The organism is Zhihengliuella sp. (genome assembly GCF_031178195.1).
Classification (GTDB): domain Bacteria; phylum Actinomycetota; class Actinomycetes; order Actinomycetales; family Micrococcaceae; genus Zhihengliuella.
In genome coordinates, this window is record NZ_JAPSJL010000003.1 from 13,310 (window position 1) to 28,996 (window position 15,687).

The following is a 15,687-nucleotide window of genomic DNA, read 5'->3' on the forward strand; positions in this document are numbered from 1 at the left end:
CGTGGCCGTGAAGACCTTTCTGCTCCCCGACCTGGGGGAGGGCCTGACCGAGGCCGACCTGCTCAGCTGGCACGTCGCGGTCGGCGACACCGTGGTGGTGGACCAGCCGATCGTCGAGGTGGAGACCGCCAAGTCCTCCGTGGAGGTGCCCTGCCCGTTCGCCGGCGTGGTGCGCGAGCTCCACGGCGAGCCCGGCCAGACGCTCGACGTCGGGAAGCCGCTGATCAGCGTGGAGCTCGCCGGCTCCGAGCCGGGCGGCGACGCGGCCGCCGGCTCCGGCGCGCCCCGCGGCGGGTCCGGCACCGCGGACGACGGCGGGGCCAGCGAGGGCGCCCAGCCGTACCTCGAGGAGGAGCTCGCCGGGGTCTCGGCCTCGGCACCCGCGGCGCGGGATGCCGGCGCCGCGGGTGCCGAGGCGGAGGAGTCCGGTTCCGGCAACGTGCTCATCGGCTACGGAACGCCCGGCGGCCAGGGCGCGCGCCGGCGGACCCGGATGCCCAAGGCGTACCGCGGCGGGGACCCCCGGCCGCTGCCGACGGGGCCGGGTCGCCAGTCCACCACTGCGGATCTCCCCGCGGGCGGGCTGGAGGTCCGGGCCGAGATCCAGCCGGTCCCCGAGGCCGGGGCCGACGGCGCCGAGCCCGGACTCGCGCCGCGCGTCGTCAACCCGATCGTGCGCCGGCTCGCCCGCGAGCACGGCCTCGACGTCGCCACGCTCGCCGGGTCCGGGCCCGACGGCCTCATCCTCCGCTCCGATGTGGAGGCGGCCGTCGCGGGACGGGGCCCCGGGGGCGAGTCGTCATCCGGTGCCGGTGCCGCGGATGCCCTGAACCGAACTGAGATGCCCGCAACAGGGATGACCGCACCAGGGATGACCGGAGCCGCGGCGGCTGGAGGGACCCCGGCGGGCACGGCGGCGACGGCCGGCGGGGAGCCGGGGGGCGGCGTCGTCCGCGATGCCCGGACCGGACTGCCGATCGCCGCGCGGACCCCGATCAAGGGCGTGCGCAGGACGATCGCGCAGGCCATGACCCGCTCGCGCACCGAGATCCCCGAGGCGACCGTCTGGGTGGACGTGGACGCGACGGCGCTGGTGGAGCTGCGCGCCTCGCTGAAGTCGACCCCGGGCGGGGCACCCGGACTCCTGGCGCTGATCGCCCGGTTCGCGCTCGCCGGCCTGGCGCGGTTCCCCGAGCTGAACGCCCGCGTGGAACGCACCCAGGACGAGCGCGGTCAGGAGGCCCAGGAGCTCGTCCAGTTCGACGGCGTCAACCTGGGCTTCGCCGCGCAGACGGACCGCGGGCTGGTGGTCCCGAGCATCGAGAGTGCGCACACGCTCAGCGCCCGCCAGCTCGACGCCGAGCTGCGCCGGCTGACCGAGGTGGCGCGCGAGGGGAAGTGTACCCCGGCCGAGCTGACGCGCGGCACGTTCACCCTGAACAACTACGGGGTCTTCGGGGTGGACGGCTCGGCCGCCATCATCAACTACCCGGAGGCCGCGATCCTCGGCGTCGGGCGGATCGTGGACAAGCCGTGGGTGGTGGGCGGCCAGCTCGCCGTCCGCAAGGTCACGGAGCTGACGCTGGCGTTCGACCACCGGGTCTGCGACGGCGGTGTGGCCGGCGGCTTCCTCCGCTACGTCGCGGACGCGATCGAGAACCCGGGCACGGTCCTGGCCGACCTGTAGGGGCCGCCGGCACAGCGCGCTGCGACGGGAGGGAACGGCCCGCGCGCCATGGCAGGTGGCGGGCCGTCACCTGGCCCGCGACCCGTCGGGGCGGGCGGCCCGGGGCCGATGCGCCGATGTTGCATAATGGGGTGTGCGCCGGTTTCTCAAGGCCGCGGCTCTACGGGTGCTGGGAATGCCTCTGCCCCTTGAGATACGCGTCCGTGGAAAGCCGGCCGTTCCTGGACCGGCCCCGACGTTTGGAAGAGACGCATGCCTGAACGCATCACCCCCTTCGCGGTCCTCTCGCCCGAGAGGCCCGGGGAGAAGGCGAAGAAGCGCCGCACCGTGGGCCGCCCGGCGGTCATCGACGCCGAGGCCACGGCCGCCTGCGCGCTGCGTCTCTTCGACGAGCGGGGGTACGACCTCGTGACCATGGACCAGATCTCCAAGGAGGCGGGCATCGGGCGCAAGAGCCTGTACCGCTACTTCACCTCCAAGGCCGACCTGGTGTGGGGCGGCGGCCAGCCGATCGCGGTCGCGAACGACGACAAGCTCGATGCCCGCGGCGTCGAGACCGAGGCGCAGGCGCTGGAGCGGCTCCGCGACTACGCGCGCACCAACGTGGCCGCCGAGGACCGGGACGTCATGCGGATCCGCATGCGCCTGACCGCCAACCACCCCGAGCTCGCCGGCCACGCCTACAAGTACCTGATGGAGCGCAGCTCCGATGTCTCCCGGTTCCTGATGGAGGCCGGGGTGCCGCAGAACCGCGCCGTCTACCTGGCCTCCGCCTTCGTGGCCACTCTGCAGGCGGCCTGGACCACGTGGGCACTCTCCGGCGAGGAGTCCCCCGAGCCCTTCATCGAGGACGCACTCGCCGTCGTCATGAAGTAGCGCTCCGGCGATGCCGCAGGCCGCGCACGCCTCCGCCCCGCTCCCATTCGACCTCGGCCGCATCGGGGCCGGGCTCACCTTCGCCGAGGCGCTGCCCGCCCTCGAGTCGACCATCGCGGTCCCGGGCGCCGCCGCCGTCGTGCAGGCCCCGCCCGGGACGGGCAAGACCACCCTGGTGCCGCCGGCCGTCGCGAACGCAGTGGCCCGTGCCGCCGTCGCGGAGGCGGGCCCGAGGCGCGTCGTCGTCACGCAGCCGCGCCGCGTGGCGGCCCGCGCCGCCGCCCGCCGGCTGGCCCAGCTGACCGGCACGCGCCTGGGCGACCTCGTCGGCTACGCCGTCCGCGGCGAGCGCCGGGCCGGCCCGGACACGCGGGTGGAGTTCGTGACCCCCGGCCTGCTGCTGCGCCGGCTCCTGAAGGACCCCGGACTGGACGCCGTCGCAGCCGTGGTGGTGGACGAGGTCCATGAGCGCGCCCTGGACACGGACCTCCTGCTCGGCCTCCTCGGCGAGGTCCGGATGCTGCGCGAGGACCTCACCCTGGTGGCGATGTCGGCGACCGTCGACGCGCCCCGGTTCGCGGCGCTCCTCGGCGACGGAGGGGCGGACGACGACGGCCCGGCGGGGCCCGGGGGAGTCCCGGCCCCGGTCGTGGACTGCCCGTCCGCGCTCCACCCGCGGCAGACCCGCTGGGCCCCGCCGCCGGGGCCGCGTACCGACGAGCGCGGCGTGACCCGCGAGTTCCTGGAGCACGTGGCCCGCACCGCGGTCGAGGAGCACACCCGGGCGCTCGCGACGGACCCCGGCGTGGACGCCCTGGTCTTCGTGCCCGGCGCACGCGAGGTCGACGCCGTCGTGCGCCGGGCGCGCGAGCTCGTCGCGGGCGCCGGCGCGGCCGTCGAGGTGATGCCGCTGCACGGCCGGATCCCCGCCGAGGAGCAGGACCGTGCGGTCTCCGGGCGGGACCCCGGCGGGCCGGCGCGGATCGTGGTCTCCACGTCGCTGGCCGAGTCCTCGCTGACGGTCCCGGGCGTGCGGCTCGTCGTGGACTCCGGCCTCGCCCGGGAGCCCCGGCGCGATGCCGCCCGCGGCATGACCGGCCTGGTCACAGTGCAGGCCTCCCGAGCCTCCTGCGAGCAGCGCGCCGGCCGCTCCGCCCGCCAGGGCCCCGGCACCGTGGTGCGCTGCTTCGACGAGAAGTCCTTCGCGGCCGCCTCCGCGCACGTGACACCGGAGATCGCCTCCAGCGACCTGACCGGCGCGGCCCTGGTGCTCGCCTGCTGGGGCTCGCCCGGCGGGGAGGGGCTGCGCCTGCCGGACGCCCCGCCCCCGGCGGCGATGACGGACGCGGTGCGCGTGCTCCGCGGCCTCGGCGCGGTCGACGACGCCGGCCACGCCACCCCGCTGGGGCGCCGGCTGGCCGAGGTCCCCGCGGACCCGCGCCTGGCCCGGGCCCTGTACGACGGCGCCGCCGTCCTGGGGGCACGCGCCGCGGCGGAGATCGTGGCCCTGCTCGCCGGGGACACCCGGGCCCCCGGTGCCGACCTGCCGCGGCTGCTGGACCGGATGGAGCGGGACGGCCGCACCGCCGAGGCCCAGCGGTGGCGGCAGGAGACCCGGCGGCTGGAGACGCTGACGGGCACGGGCACGGGCGCCGACGACTCGGGCGCGGCGGCCGACCTCCCGGCCGGATGGCGGGTGGACCGCCACGACCGGGCGGGCTTCGTCGTCGCACTGGCCCACCCGGAATGGGTGGCCCGGCGCGTGGGGCAGACGGGGACCTACCAGTTCGCCTCCGGCACCCGGGCGGCGCTGCCCGGGGATAGTGCCCTCGCGGGCCACGAGTGGCTCGCCGTCGCGGAGGTCTCGCGGGCCGAGGGCCGGGCGGCCGCGGGGACCGGTGCGGTCATCCGGTCCGCGGCGCCGTCGGGCCTCGAGGTCGCCGAGGCCGCGGCGGGCCACCTGCTGACCGACCGGATCGAGGCGGAGTTTCACGCCGACGGGCGGATCCGCGCCCGGCGGCAGCGACGGCTGGGCGCGATCGTCCTGTCCTCCACGCCGGTGGCGCCGCAGCCGGCGGAGGCGCGGGCCGCGGTCGAGCGCGCCCTGGAGGCGCAGGGGCTGGGCGTGATCGGGTTCTCCGCGTCGGCGGAGGCGCTGCGGCGGCGGCTGGCCCTGCTGCACCGGGAGCTCGGCGCCCCGTGGCCGGACGTCTCGGAGACCGCGCTGCTGGGCCGGCTGGAGGAATGGCTCGCCCCGGAGATCGACCGGCTCGCCTCCGGCACCCCGGCCGGACGGGTCGACCTGACGGACCCGCTGCGCCGCCTGCTGCCCTGGCCGGCCGCCGCGCGGTTCGACGAGCTGGCCCCGGAGCGGCTGGAGGTGCCGAGCGGATCGCGCATCCGCATCGAGTACCCGGATCCGGGCGACGGGTCCGGGCGGCCGGTGGTCGCGGTCAAGCTGCAGGAGTGCTTCGGGTGGGCGGAGACGCCGCGGCTGGCGGACGGCCGCGTGCCCGTGCTCTTCCATCTGCTCTCGCCGGCCGGCCGGCCGTTGGCGGTGACGGACGACCTCGCCTCCTTCTGGGCGGGCCCCTACGCCCAGGTCCGGGCCGAGATGCGCGGCCGCTATCCCAAGCACCCCTGGCCCGAGGACCCGTGGACGGCGCCCGCGACGGCCCGGACCAAACACCGGAGGTAGGCGCCGCCGAGGGCGTCATCGACCGCAGCGTTGACACATCTGAGAACGCTCTCATACTCTTTTCCTCAGAACAGGCTTCAGCGGGACGCCCGGCGGGCACCTCCCAGGGACAGGCGGGCGGCATGGCATCGATCATCGGCATGGGCGACAACGTCGTCGACTGCTACGCGGCGCTGGACCAGTACTTCCCCGGCGGGAACTGCGTCAACGTCGCCGTCTTCGCCGCGCGGGCCGGGGCCCGGGCGGCCTATCGGGGGAACGTCGGCCGCGACGCGGCGGGAGCGCGGATCCGCTCGGCGCTGCTCGCCGAGGGCGTCGACGTCGCACCGCTGCGGATGCTGCCCGGGCGGACCGCCAGCTGCCGGATCGCCCTGGTCGACGGCGAGCGGGTCTTCGTGGAGCAGGACCTGGGCGTCTCCCGGTTCACGGTCGGGGCGTACGAGCTACACCTGGCCCGCACCAACGACGCCGTGCACGTCGGCCAGTCCAGCGGTCTGGACGCCGCCCTGCCCACCCTCGCCGCCGCGGGCCGCCTCTCCTACGACTTCTCGCTGCGCTACGACGACGCTCGCATCCGCGGGATCGCACCCCTCTGCTTCCTGGCGACCTTCTCCGGCCGCACCGGTGACGCCGGGGCCGGCCGGGAGCTGGCGCGCCGGGCCGTGGCCGCCGGGGCCGAGTGGGCGCTCGTCACCCTCGGATCCGGCGGCGCCGTGCTGGCGGGGGATCCCGGCCGGGTCGGCGGGGACGGCGCGGTGCATCGGCCGAGCCACCCGGTCGACGTCGTCGACACCCTCGGCGCCGGGGACACGCTGACGGCCAACGTCCTCGTGGGGCTGCTCGACGGCGAGGCGCCGGCGGCGGCGCTCGAGCGCGCCGCGCGGCGGGCCGCCGAGACCTGTGCCCGGCTCGGAGCCTTCGGCCATCCCGCCCACGGGCCCGCCGGCCTCCCTCCGACCAACGACCAGTCGACATCCACACCGAGAACATCATGAGAACGTTCTCTCACACGAAGGAGCAGCAATGACCGACGGAACTTTCGTAGGCCTCCAGCCGGTAGCGGACTTCCCCGCGGACGTCGTCTCGTCCCAGGAGGCGGCGCTCGCCCTCTGGCCGCGCATCCGGGACTGGACGCGCGCCGTCGCCCCGGAGCGGATCTACCTGGTGGGCGCCGGCGGCTCGCGCATGGCGATGGGCCCGGTGAAGTTCCTCCTGGACCGCCACGCCTCGGCGCCGGCCCTCGTGCTCAACTCCGACGAGTTCAACCACCGCGCCCCCGCCGGCGTGGGACCCGGCGCGCTCGTCGTCGTCCTCTCCGGGGCCGGCAGCACCCGCGAGACCGTCCGCGCCGCGGAGTGGGCGCACTCGCGCGGAGCCGCGGTCGCGGCCGTGACGCTGGACGGCTCCAGCCCGCTGGGCCGGTCCGTCCCGGACGTGTTCGTCGCCTCGTCCGGCCACGGCTCCCAGCTGGTGCTGCAGCTCCTCGGCCTCGCCGTCCTCGCGGCCGAGGGCACCGACATCGCGGGCCACCTGGCCGCCTTCACCGCGCTGCCGGCCGCGCTGCTGCACGCGCTGCGGGGCTACGAGGACCGCACCCGCGCCATCGCCGAGCGCCTGCACGGCGAGCCGGTGGTCTACGTGATCGCGTCCGGCTCCCTCGAGGGCGCCGCGGAGACGTTCACCGCCTGCTACCTGCAGGAGATGCAGTGGCGGCAGGCGGCCACGCTCAACGCCAACGAGTTCTTCCAGGGCCCGTTCGAGATCTTCGACCGCTCGACGGCGGCGCTCGTCTACGTGCCGGAGGACGCCACGCGCCCCCTGGCCGACCGGGCGCGGTCCTTCCTGGACGAGCACGGCGGGACCACGCTCTACGTGGACAGCCGCGACTTCGAGCTGCCCGGGATCGCCGCCGAGCAGCGCCCCTACGTCATGGCGCTCGTCTTCCACGGCCTCGCCGCCCGGCTGGCGGCCCACTGGTCCGCGCTCAGCGGCTACGCGCTCGAGGGACGGCGCTACATGTGGCAGTTCGACTACTGAGCCAGACGGCCCGCGGCGCACCGGCGTATAGAGTGCTGGGCGTGACGAACAAGCCAGCCAAGCGCAGCACCATCGCCGATGTGGCGGCGGAGGCCGGCGTCAGCACCGCGACCGCCGGGCGCGTGCTCGGCGGCTACGGGTACGCGAGCCAGGACATCCGCACGCGGGTCCAGCGCGCGGCCCGGAAAGTCGGCTACCGGCCCAACCGGCTGGCCCGGGGTCTCATCACCGGGCGCACGCAGACGCTCGGCGTCGTCGCGGCGGACATCGGCTCCCCGTACTACGCCGCCGCCATGCGCGGCATCTCCGACGTCGCCGAGCGGGCCGGCTTCGGCGCCATCATCACCAACAGCGACGAGGACGCGGACCAGGAGATCGCGGCGGTCGAGCTCCTGCTGGAGAAGCAGGTGGACGGGCTGATCGTCTCCACCGCGGATCCGTCCCGCGACGCGCACCTGCGGGCCGCGATCGACTCCGGCCGCCCGGTGGTCCAGCTCGACCGCGCCGCGGACGCCCTGGCGGCGGACGCCGTCGTGGTCGACGGCGTCGCCGCGGCCCGCTCGGCCGTCGAGCTCCTGCTCGACGCCGGGCACCGGCGGATCGCGTTCGTCGGCGAGCTCGAGCACGGCCGGCATCGCGACGTCGCCGCGTTCGCGGCCGAGGCCCGCGACCGGCGGCTGGACGGCCGGCGGCTCTACCCCAGCTGGCAGCGCCTGCTCGGGTATCTCGAGGCCCACTGGGCCGCCGGCGCGCCGGTGGACCCGCGGCGCGTGCTGCGCGTGGGCGCCTACAGCGCCGCGGCGGCTGCCGCGGCCGTGGGCGCGCTGCTCGCCGAGCCGCCGGCCCGCGGCGGGCGCGAGGACGACGGGGGCCGCGGGGACGACGACGGCGGCGTCACCGCGCTGTTCGCGGCCGACGGCGTGATGTCCACAGGGACGGTCGCGGCGGTCGCCGGTCGCGGACTGGCGATCCCGGGGGACGTCTCGGTGGTCTGCTTCGACGACCTGGACTGGATGGAGTTCACCGGGCCCGGGCTGACCACAGTGGCCCAGCCGGTGCGGCACATGGGCGAGCTCGCCGCGACCACCCTCCTGGCGCGGATCGGCGGCGACGACGGGCCGCCGCGGCGGCAGATCGTGGACACCGAGCTGGTGCTCCGCGGCTCCGTCGGGCCTCCCGCGGCGTAGCTGACCGCCGGACTCAGCGGATCGCCGGGCTCAGCGGACCGCCGGACTCAGCGCACCGCGGTGCCGCCGACCATCGAGGGGGCCTCGTCGACGGCCGCGCGGGCCGGGGCCACCGAGGCCCGGCGGATCATCTCGCCCTCGAGCACGCGCCGGCACGGGGGAGTGCTGGACCCGCGCAGCCGCTCGAGCAGCGCCGTCGCCGCGGCGACGCCCATGTCGTAGGCGGGCTGGGACAGCACCGTGATCGGCGGGTCGACCAGCGGCGACCAGGCCATGTCGTCGAACATCAGGAAGGACACGTCCTCCGGCACGCGCAGCGACCGCTCGCGCAGGACCTTGAGCACCTCGAGCCCCACCATGCTGTCGGAGGCGATGATCGCCGTCGGCGCGTCGTCGAGGTCCAGGAGCGCCTGCGTCGCGGCGCGGATGGTCTCGGGCGCCTTGGCGTTGAGGCGCATCCAGCGCGGGTCCGGCTCGATCCCCGCGCGGGCGTAGGCGTCGAGGATCCCGCCGAGGCGGTCCGCCACGGACGAGTTCGGTAGCGTCATGCCCGGCTCGTAGACGTCGGACGGCGCCTGCACAGCGGAGATGAAGCCGATGCCCCGGTGGCCCAGCTCCAGCAGCTCGGCGGTGGCCTGCCCGGCCAGTCGGCGCAGGTCCACCTCCACCGAGTCGACCTCCATCCCGGGCACGTGGCGGTCCAGGAACACCATGGGGCTGCCGGCGGCCATCGCGGCCGAGAGGTGAGCGGTCGCGTCGGCGTCCGCCGGGGAGGCGATGATCCCGTCCACGCGCTTGTCCAGCATGACCCGGATGGCGTCCTCCTCGGCGTCCGTGCGCTCGTCCGTGTTGGCCAGGACGACGTCGTAGCCGTGCCGGCGCAGCACGTCCGACGCGCCGCGGATGGCCAGGCCGAAGAACGGGTTCTCGACCTCCGCGATCACCACGCCGATGGTCTGCGAGCGGCCCGTGTTCATGCTCCGGGCGAGCGCGTTCGGGCGGTAGTTCAGCTCCTCCGCCGCGTCGAGGACGCGCCGGCGGACCGGCTCGCTGACCGCGCCGTAGCCGCCGAGGGCGCGCGCGGCCTGGGCCTTGGAGACGTTCGCCGCCCTGGCGACGTCCGCGACGGTCGCCGGGCGGGGCGCTGGTGATTCGTTCATGAAGATTCCGTTCCGAGCCCTTGACTGCGTTCTAGATGAGACTGTAGCGTACTTCACACCCCAATGAGACCGGACTCACTCCAGTTCTCGCAAGGGTGAGACCGGACTCAACTCTATCGCTCGGCCCGTGGGCCATCCCTCTCGAAAGATCGGATCGCATCGTGAAGAAGAACCTCATCACCCGCACGCTCGGCGCCGTCGGCGCCGCGGCCCTCGCCGCGTCGTTCCTCGCCGGCTGCTCGTCCTCCGGCGACGCCGAGGCGCAGGAGAACCCGTACGGGCTCATCGAGCCCGGCACCATCCGCGTCGCCAGCGTCGGCGACATCAAGCCCTACGCCTACACCGACTCCAACGGCGAGTTCACCGGCTTCGACGTCGAGCTGTTCACCGACGTGGCGGAGCGGGCCGGCATCGACAACGTCGTCTTCACCGGCCAGGACTTCGCCGCCGTCCTCCCGGGCGTGGCCAACGGCCAGTTCGACGTCGGCGTGGCCGCCATCGGCATCACCGAGGAGCGCGAGCAGACCGTCGACTTCACGGACGGCTACCTGGCCGGGTACCTCACGGTCCTGACCACCGCGGACTCCGGCATCACCACGGTCGAGGAGCTCGCGGGCAAGCGCCTCGGCGTGGTCCAGGGCAGCCTCCAGGAGGCCTACGCGGTGAAGAACTTCACCGAGGCGGACATCGTCCGCTTCCCGGACAACAACACCGGCGTCAGCGGCATGAACAGCGGCGCCATCGACGCGCACTTCCTCGACTACGAGGCCGCGCAGGACTACATCGAGCAGTACGGCCACGTCTCCGCCGGCGACATCCCCTCCTTCGACGCCCCGGCCGGCTTCGCCGTCGCCAAGGGCAACGACGAGCTGCGCGAGGCGCTCAACGAGGGCCTGCACGCGGCCATGGAGGACGGCACCTGGAAGGAGCTCTACCAGAAGTGGTTCCCGGGCTCGCCGATGCCGGAGCAGTACCTGCCGAGCGACGAGCAGACCGGCGCCCCCGCCGAGGGCTCCGAGGCCCCGGCCGAAGAGTCCGCCGACAGCCAGTAGCGACCGCGCGCCCCACCGGCGCCGCGCACCCACAGGGAGCAACCCATGGAATTCCTAGACAATCTGGGCCGGACGTTCTTCGACGTCGAGGCGATGGCCGAGGTCCTGCCGCACCTGCTGCAGACCGGCCTGGTCAACACGCTGGTCCTGTCCATCTCGGCGACCATCATCGGCGTCGTGGTCGGCATGGTCCTGGCCGTGCTCGGCATCTCGCCGGTGCGGTGGGTGCGGGCCCCGGCCCGCATCTACACGGACATCTTCCGCGGCCTGCCGGAGATCCTGACCATCCTGCTGATCGGCCAGGGCTTCTACTGGCTCAGCCAGGACCTGTTCGGCCCGTCGCCGTACCCGCTGGGCATCATCGCGCTGAGCCTGATCTCCAGCGCGTACATCGGCGAGATCTTCCGCTCCGGCATCCAGAGCGTGGAGAAGGGCCAGATGGAGGCCTGCCGCGCGCTCGGCATGAGCTACGGCCGCGCCATGGCCCTGGTGGTGGTGCCGCAGGGCGTCCGCCGCGTGCTGCCGGCGCTGGTCAACCAGTTCATCTCGATCGTCAAGGCCTCCTCGCTGGTCTACTTCCTGGGCCTCATGGTGGGCGAGCGCGAGCTGTTCCGCGTCGGCCAGGACGCCGCCGTGCTGACCGGCAACCTCTCGCCGCTGGTCCTGGCCGGCATCTTCTACCTGATCATCACGGTGCCGCTGACGCACCTGGTCAACTTCATCGACCAGCGCTTCCGCACGGGCCGCCGCAAGCCGACCGGCCCCACCAGCGGACTGAAGGAAGTCACGGAACTCGAGGACAAGAAAGCTGTGGGTACCGCCTCATGAGCACCATCGACAACAAGACGACGACGGCGGCCGACGAGGTCGTGTACGAGGGCTCCAGCCTCGAGCTGGAGGGCGTGACGCTCGCCTACGGCGACGTCGAGGTGGTGCGCAACGTGTCACTGAAGGTCGCCCCGGGCACCACCACCTGCGTGATCGGCCCGTCCGGCTCCGGCAAGTCCACGCTGCTGCGCGGCATCAACCGGCTGCACGAGCCGAAGTCCGGCGACGTCCGGGTGGCCGGGCGCTCGGTGCTCAAGGACAAGCCGGACGAGCTGCGCCGCAGGATCGGCATGGTCTTCCAGCACTTCAATCTGTTCCCGGACCACACGGCCCTGGAGAACGTGGCGCTGGCGCCGTGGAAGGTCAAGGGCCAGTCCAAGGCGCAGGCCCGGCAGGTCGCCGAGGACCGGCTGCGCGAGGTCGGCCTGGGCGAGCGCATGGACCACCGTCCCCGGGACCTCTCCGGCGGGCAGCAGCAGCGCGTGGCGATCGCCCGGGCGCTGGCCATGCACCCGGAGGTCATGCTGTTCGACGAGGCCACGTCCGCCCTGGACCCCGAGCTCGTCAAGGGCGTCCTGCGGCTCATGGCCGACCTGTGCCAGCGGGGGATGACCATGGTGGTCGTGACCCACGAGATGGGCTTCGCCCGCAAGGTGGCGGATCAGGTGGTCTTCATGGACGAGGGCGAGGTGGTGGAGGCCGGCACGCCGGACGACATCTTCGACAACCCGCAGTCCGACCGCCTGCGCACCTTCCTCTCGGAGGTCCTGTGACGGCCGCCGGCGCGGCCGCGCCGATCCGCACCGCGATCCTCGGCTTCGGCGTCTCCGGCCGGATCTTCCACGCCCCGTTCCTCGCCGCGGACCCCCGCTTCGAGGTCTCGGTGATCGCGACGTCGAACGACGAGCGGGCGGCCCAGGCGCGCCAGGAGTACCCGGACGCCCGGATCGTCGGCTCCCCGGGCGAGGCGCTCGGGCTCGTGCCCGACGCCGTCGACCTGGTGGTCATCGGCACCCCGCCGGCCACGCACTTCGACCTCGCGGCCCGCGCGATCGACGCCGGTGCGCACGTGGTGGTGGACAAGCCGTTCGTCACCCGCTCCGCGGAGGGCGAGCAGCTCGTCCGCCGGGCCGACGCCGCGGGCGTGTCCCTGACGGTCTTCCAGAACCGCCGCTGGGACGCGGACCTCCTGACGCTCAAGGGCCTGCTCGACGCCGGCGCGCTCGGGGACCCGCTGGTCTTCGAGTCCCGCTTCGAGTGGTGGAAGCCCGGCGGCATGCGGGACTGGAAGGCCCGCACCGACATCGCCGACGGCGGCGGGATCCTCTACGATCTCGGCCCGCACCTGATCGACCAGGCGCTGCACCTGTTCGGCCCGGTCGAGTCGGCCCACGGGGAGGTCGTCCGGCACCTGCCGACCGCCGACGCGGACGCCGACGACGACGCCTTCGTGCTCCTGCGCCATGCCTCCGGGGTGAGCTCCCGCCTGAGCATGAACTCGATCTCGGCGGCCCCGGCGCCCCGGTTCCACGTGCTCGGCCGCCGCGGGACCTACACCAAGCGCGGTCTCGACCAGCAGGAGCCGCAGCTCCTGGCCGGGCTGCGTCCCGGCGACGACGGGCTCGGGGTGGAGCCCGAGGCCAACTGGGGCGTCCTGACCATCCCGGACGACGCCGCCGCGACCGGCCCCGTGGAGCCCGAGCGCGGCGCCTACGGGGAGTTCTACCGGATCCTGGGCGACCACCTGACCACTGGCGGGCCCGTGCCCGTCGACCCGCGCGACGCGATCGACGCGCTGCAGATTATCGAAAGCATCCACGGCCTGTGAGGGCCGGGGCGAAAGGAAGAAGCATGTCCTCCAAGGTGAACACGGCCGTCGTTCTGGGCGGCGGGATCATCGGCGTCTCCGCCGCGACCCACCTGACCCGCCGCGGCGTGAGCGTGCAGCTGGTCACCGACGCCGAGCCGGCGTCCGGAGCGTCCGGCCGCTCGCTGTCCTGGCTCAACTCCGCGGGCGAGCGGTCCAAGCCGTACCACGAGCTGCGCATGGCCGGCATCGACCGCTACCGCACGCTCTTCGCCGCGGATCCCTCGCGGGAGTGGCTGAGGTTCGACGGCGCCCTGTACTGGCCGACGGCCGACGAGGCGGACGCCGCCGTCGCACGGCACGAGTACGAGGCCCGCCACGGCTACGACTCCCACCTGGTCACGGGCGAGACCGTGAAGGCCCACACGGACGACGTGGACCCGGCCGCGATGGTCGCCGACGGCGTCTTCAACCCGGGCGAGGGCTGGGTGTCCCTGCCGCACCTGATCGACCACCTGCTCGAGGAGTTCGCCGCCGCCGGCGGGACCCTGATCACCGGGGCCGGCAGGTCGGAGGTCGTCGTGGAGGGCGGCCGCGCCGTGGGCGTGCGCACCGCCGACGGGCGCACGGTGACGGGCGACGCCGTCGTCGTGGCCTGCGGCCCGCAGACGCCGAAGGTGGTCGAGCCGCTCGGGGTGACCATCGGCGACGCCTCGCCGGTGTCCATGGTGGTGATCTCGGAGCCGCTGGAGAAGGACGTGACCACGGTGATGAACACGCCGCGCGCGGCGATCCGCCCGAACCCCGGCCGGACGCTGGCGGTGGACCACGACTGGTACGAGGAGTCGATCACGGGCGACGAGTCCGGGTACGACATCCCGGAGGAGGTCATCGACGAGCTCATGGACGAGGCCGCCAAGCTGCTCGACGGCGTCGATTCGCTGCCGAAGGCGTCGTGGAAGATCGGCCGGAAGCCGATCCCGGGCGATGGCGAGCCGGTCTTCGGCGAGCTCGAGCAGGTCCCCGGCTGCTACGCGGCCTTCACGCACTCGGGCGCCACGCTCGGCCTGCTCTCCGGCGAGCTCATCGCCTACGAGCTGACGACCGGCGAGAAGCACCCGATGCTGGAGACGTTCCGCCCGGAGCGTTTCGCCGGGAGCGCCGAGAACGCCGCCTGAGACACGTCCCTGAGGGGACGCGAAGGGGCCCGCCCTGCAGCCGCTGCATCGCCCACCCGGTGCAGCGGCTGCAGGGCGGCCTATTTACACCCCTCCCGTCCCGGCCGTACGCTCGAAGCACACCTCACGCGAGTGAGAGGAGCGATCGATGCCGGTCAGAAGCGTCATGACCGATGTAGAGGACCTGGAGCTCATCATCAGGGCCCAGTTCGATGCTCCTCCTGCGCGCGTCTGGAAGGTCTGGTCCGATCCCCGGCTCCTCGAGCGCTGGTGGGGGCCCCGTGAGTGGCCGGCCACCGTCACCCGCCACGAGTTCCACGCCGGCGGGCGCGTGGGCTACTACATGACTGGGCCCGACGGCGAGCGGGTCCACGGCTGGTGGCAGTTCGAGGACATCGTGGAGCCGCGGCGCCTGGAGTTCAAGGACGGATTCGCGGACGACGACGGCGAGCCCACCGGCGAGCACGGCGTCACCCACAACGTGGTCACCCTGGTCGACGCCCCGGGGGAGAGCACCAGTCACGGGACCCTCATGACCCTCCGGGTCGTCTTCTCGTCCCTGTCCCAGCTCAAGGAGCTCCTGGACATGGAGATGGAGGACGGGCTGCGCGACTCGGTCAACCAGATCGACGCCCTCCTGGGCAGCCGCGGCTGAGGACCAGCGGACCCTACCGTGCGCCGATCCGTTCGGCTTCCCGCTCCCAGAGGGCACGGTCGACCACGCGCCGGTCACGCGCATTGACCAGGGCCCGCAGCGCGGTGGCGAGGAAGGCCCCGATATACCCGCCGGTCGTGTTCGCCACGACGTCGCGCACGCTCGGGTCGCGCAGTTCCAGGAAGGCCGCCTGGCTGAGCTCGATGAACACGGAGTAGCCGGGCAGCAGCGCGATGGCGAGCCACCAGACGCGCCGCGGCAGGATCAGGCCCAGCAGGAACCCGAGCGGGACGAACATCCCGATGTTCGCCGTGAACTCCAGCGCGTCCACGTCGAAGGCCTGCGGGATGCCGACGCGGTGCAGCACGCCGAGGACTCGGTCCGCCGCGCTGCCGAACTGCAGCTCGTCCGGCTTCGGCCACAGCGTCACGACGGCGACGAAGCCCGTGTATCCGGCGAGCAGGACCGAGGCGAGCCACAGTCGCGCACGGCTCCGGGGCGGACGTGGTCCGAGCATCTCTC

General features: G+C 73.9%; 14 protein-coding genes. 12 read left to right on the forward strand and 2 right to left on the reverse strand.

Annotated elements, in window-relative coordinates:
- The first annotated feature begins 1 nt into the window (after position 1).
- From RIN46_RS05100 to RIN46_RS05125, 6 genes are all read left to right on the forward strand, one after another.
- The gene (locus tag RIN46_RS05100; protein WP_309082259.1) at positions 2 to 1,687 is read left to right on the forward strand and encodes a dihydrolipoamide acetyltransferase family protein; all 1,686 of its coding nucleotides are present in this window, start codon (positions 2 to 4) and stop codon (positions 1,685 to 1,687) included.
- Positions 1,688 to 1,939: 252 nt separating this feature from the next.
- A complete protein-coding gene (locus RIN46_RS05105; protein WP_309082260.1) occupies positions 1,940 to 2,563 on the forward strand; it encodes a TetR family transcriptional regulator in 624 nt (207 codons plus the stop codon).
- Between the two features lie 10 nt (positions 2,564 to 2,573).
- On the forward strand, positions 2,574 to 5,261 hold the full coding sequence (gene hrpB / locus RIN46_RS05110; protein ID WP_309082261.1) for an ATP-dependent helicase HrpB: 2,688 nt from the start codon (positions 2,574 to 2,576) through the stop codon (positions 5,259 to 5,261).
- A 122-nt stretch (positions 5,262 to 5,383) separates the two neighbouring features.
- Complete coding sequence (locus RIN46_RS05115; protein WP_309082262.1) at positions 5,384 to 6,256, forward strand: PfkB family carbohydrate kinase; 873 nt, start codon at positions 5,384 to 5,386, stop codon at positions 6,254 to 6,256.
- A 28-nt stretch (positions 6,257 to 6,284) separates the two neighbouring features.
- A complete protein-coding gene (locus RIN46_RS05120; RefSeq protein WP_309082263.1) occupies positions 6,285 to 7,298 on the forward strand; it encodes an SIS domain-containing protein in 1,014 nt (337 codons plus the stop codon).
- Positions 7,299 to 7,339: 41 nt separating this feature from the next.
- The gene (locus tag RIN46_RS05125; protein ID WP_309082264.1) at positions 7,340 to 8,485 is read left to right on the forward strand and encodes a LacI family DNA-binding transcriptional regulator; all 1,146 of its coding nucleotides are present in this window, start codon (positions 7,340 to 7,342) and stop codon (positions 8,483 to 8,485) included.
- Positions 8,486 to 8,532: 47 nt separating this feature from the next.
- On the opposite strand, the gene RIN46_RS05130 is transcribed toward RIN46_RS05125, so the two are convergent.
- On the reverse strand, positions 8,533 to 9,645 hold the full coding sequence (locus RIN46_RS05130; RefSeq protein ID WP_309082265.1) for a LacI family DNA-binding transcriptional regulator: 1,113 nt from the start codon (positions 9,643 to 9,645) through the stop codon (positions 8,533 to 8,535).
- A gap of 158 nt (positions 9,646 to 9,803) precedes the next feature.
- Here RIN46_RS05130 and RIN46_RS05135 point away from each other — a divergent pair, with 158 nt between their 5' ends.
- The 6 genes from RIN46_RS05135 to RIN46_RS05160 all read left to right on the forward strand — a co-directional run bounded on the left by RIN46_RS05135 (position 9,804) and on the right by RIN46_RS05160 (position 15,165).
- Positions 9,804 to 10,697: an ABC transporter substrate-binding protein gene (locus RIN46_RS05135; protein ID WP_375141896.1), complete on the forward strand. Its 894-nt coding sequence runs from the start codon at positions 9,804 to 9,806 to the stop codon at positions 10,695 to 10,697.
- Between the two features lie 45 nt (positions 10,698 to 10,742).
- Entirely contained in the window at positions 10,743 to 11,525 is a 783-nt protein-coding gene (locus RIN46_RS05140) for an amino acid ABC transporter permease (RefSeq protein WP_309082266.1), read from the forward strand.
- Positions 11,522 to 12,298 (forward strand): amino acid ABC transporter ATP-binding protein, encoded by a 777-nt coding sequence (locus RIN46_RS05145; protein ID WP_309082267.1) that lies wholly within the window; start codon positions 11,522 to 11,524, stop codon positions 12,296 to 12,298. Before RIN46_RS05140 ends, RIN46_RS05145 begins: the two co-directional genes overlap by 4 nt.
- Positions 12,295 to 13,353, forward strand: a complete 1,059-nt coding sequence (locus RIN46_RS05150; protein WP_309082268.1) for a Gfo/Idh/MocA family oxidoreductase — start codon at positions 12,295 to 12,297, stop codon at positions 13,351 to 13,353. The genes RIN46_RS05145 and RIN46_RS05150 overlap by 4 nt, the downstream gene beginning before the upstream one ends.
- Before the next feature lie 23 nt (positions 13,354 to 13,376).
- Positions 13,377 to 14,510 (forward strand): FAD-binding oxidoreductase, encoded by a 1,134-nt coding sequence (locus RIN46_RS05155; protein WP_309082269.1) that lies wholly within the window; start codon positions 13,377 to 13,379, stop codon positions 14,508 to 14,510.
- A 166-nt stretch (positions 14,511 to 14,676) separates the two neighbouring features.
- A complete protein-coding gene (locus RIN46_RS05160) occupies positions 14,677 to 15,165 on the forward strand; it encodes an SRPBCC domain-containing protein (protein WP_309082270.1) in 489 nt (162 codons plus the stop codon).
- 13 nt (positions 15,166 to 15,178) lie between these two features.
- Here the strand turns inward: RIN46_RS05160 and RIN46_RS05165 are convergent, their stop codons facing one another.
- The gene (locus RIN46_RS05165; RefSeq protein ID WP_309082299.1) at positions 15,179 to 15,682 is read right to left on the reverse strand and encodes a VanZ family protein; all 504 of its coding nucleotides are present in this window, start codon (positions 15,680 to 15,682) and stop codon (positions 15,179 to 15,181) included.
- Positions 15,683 to 15,687: the final 5 nt, after the last annotated feature.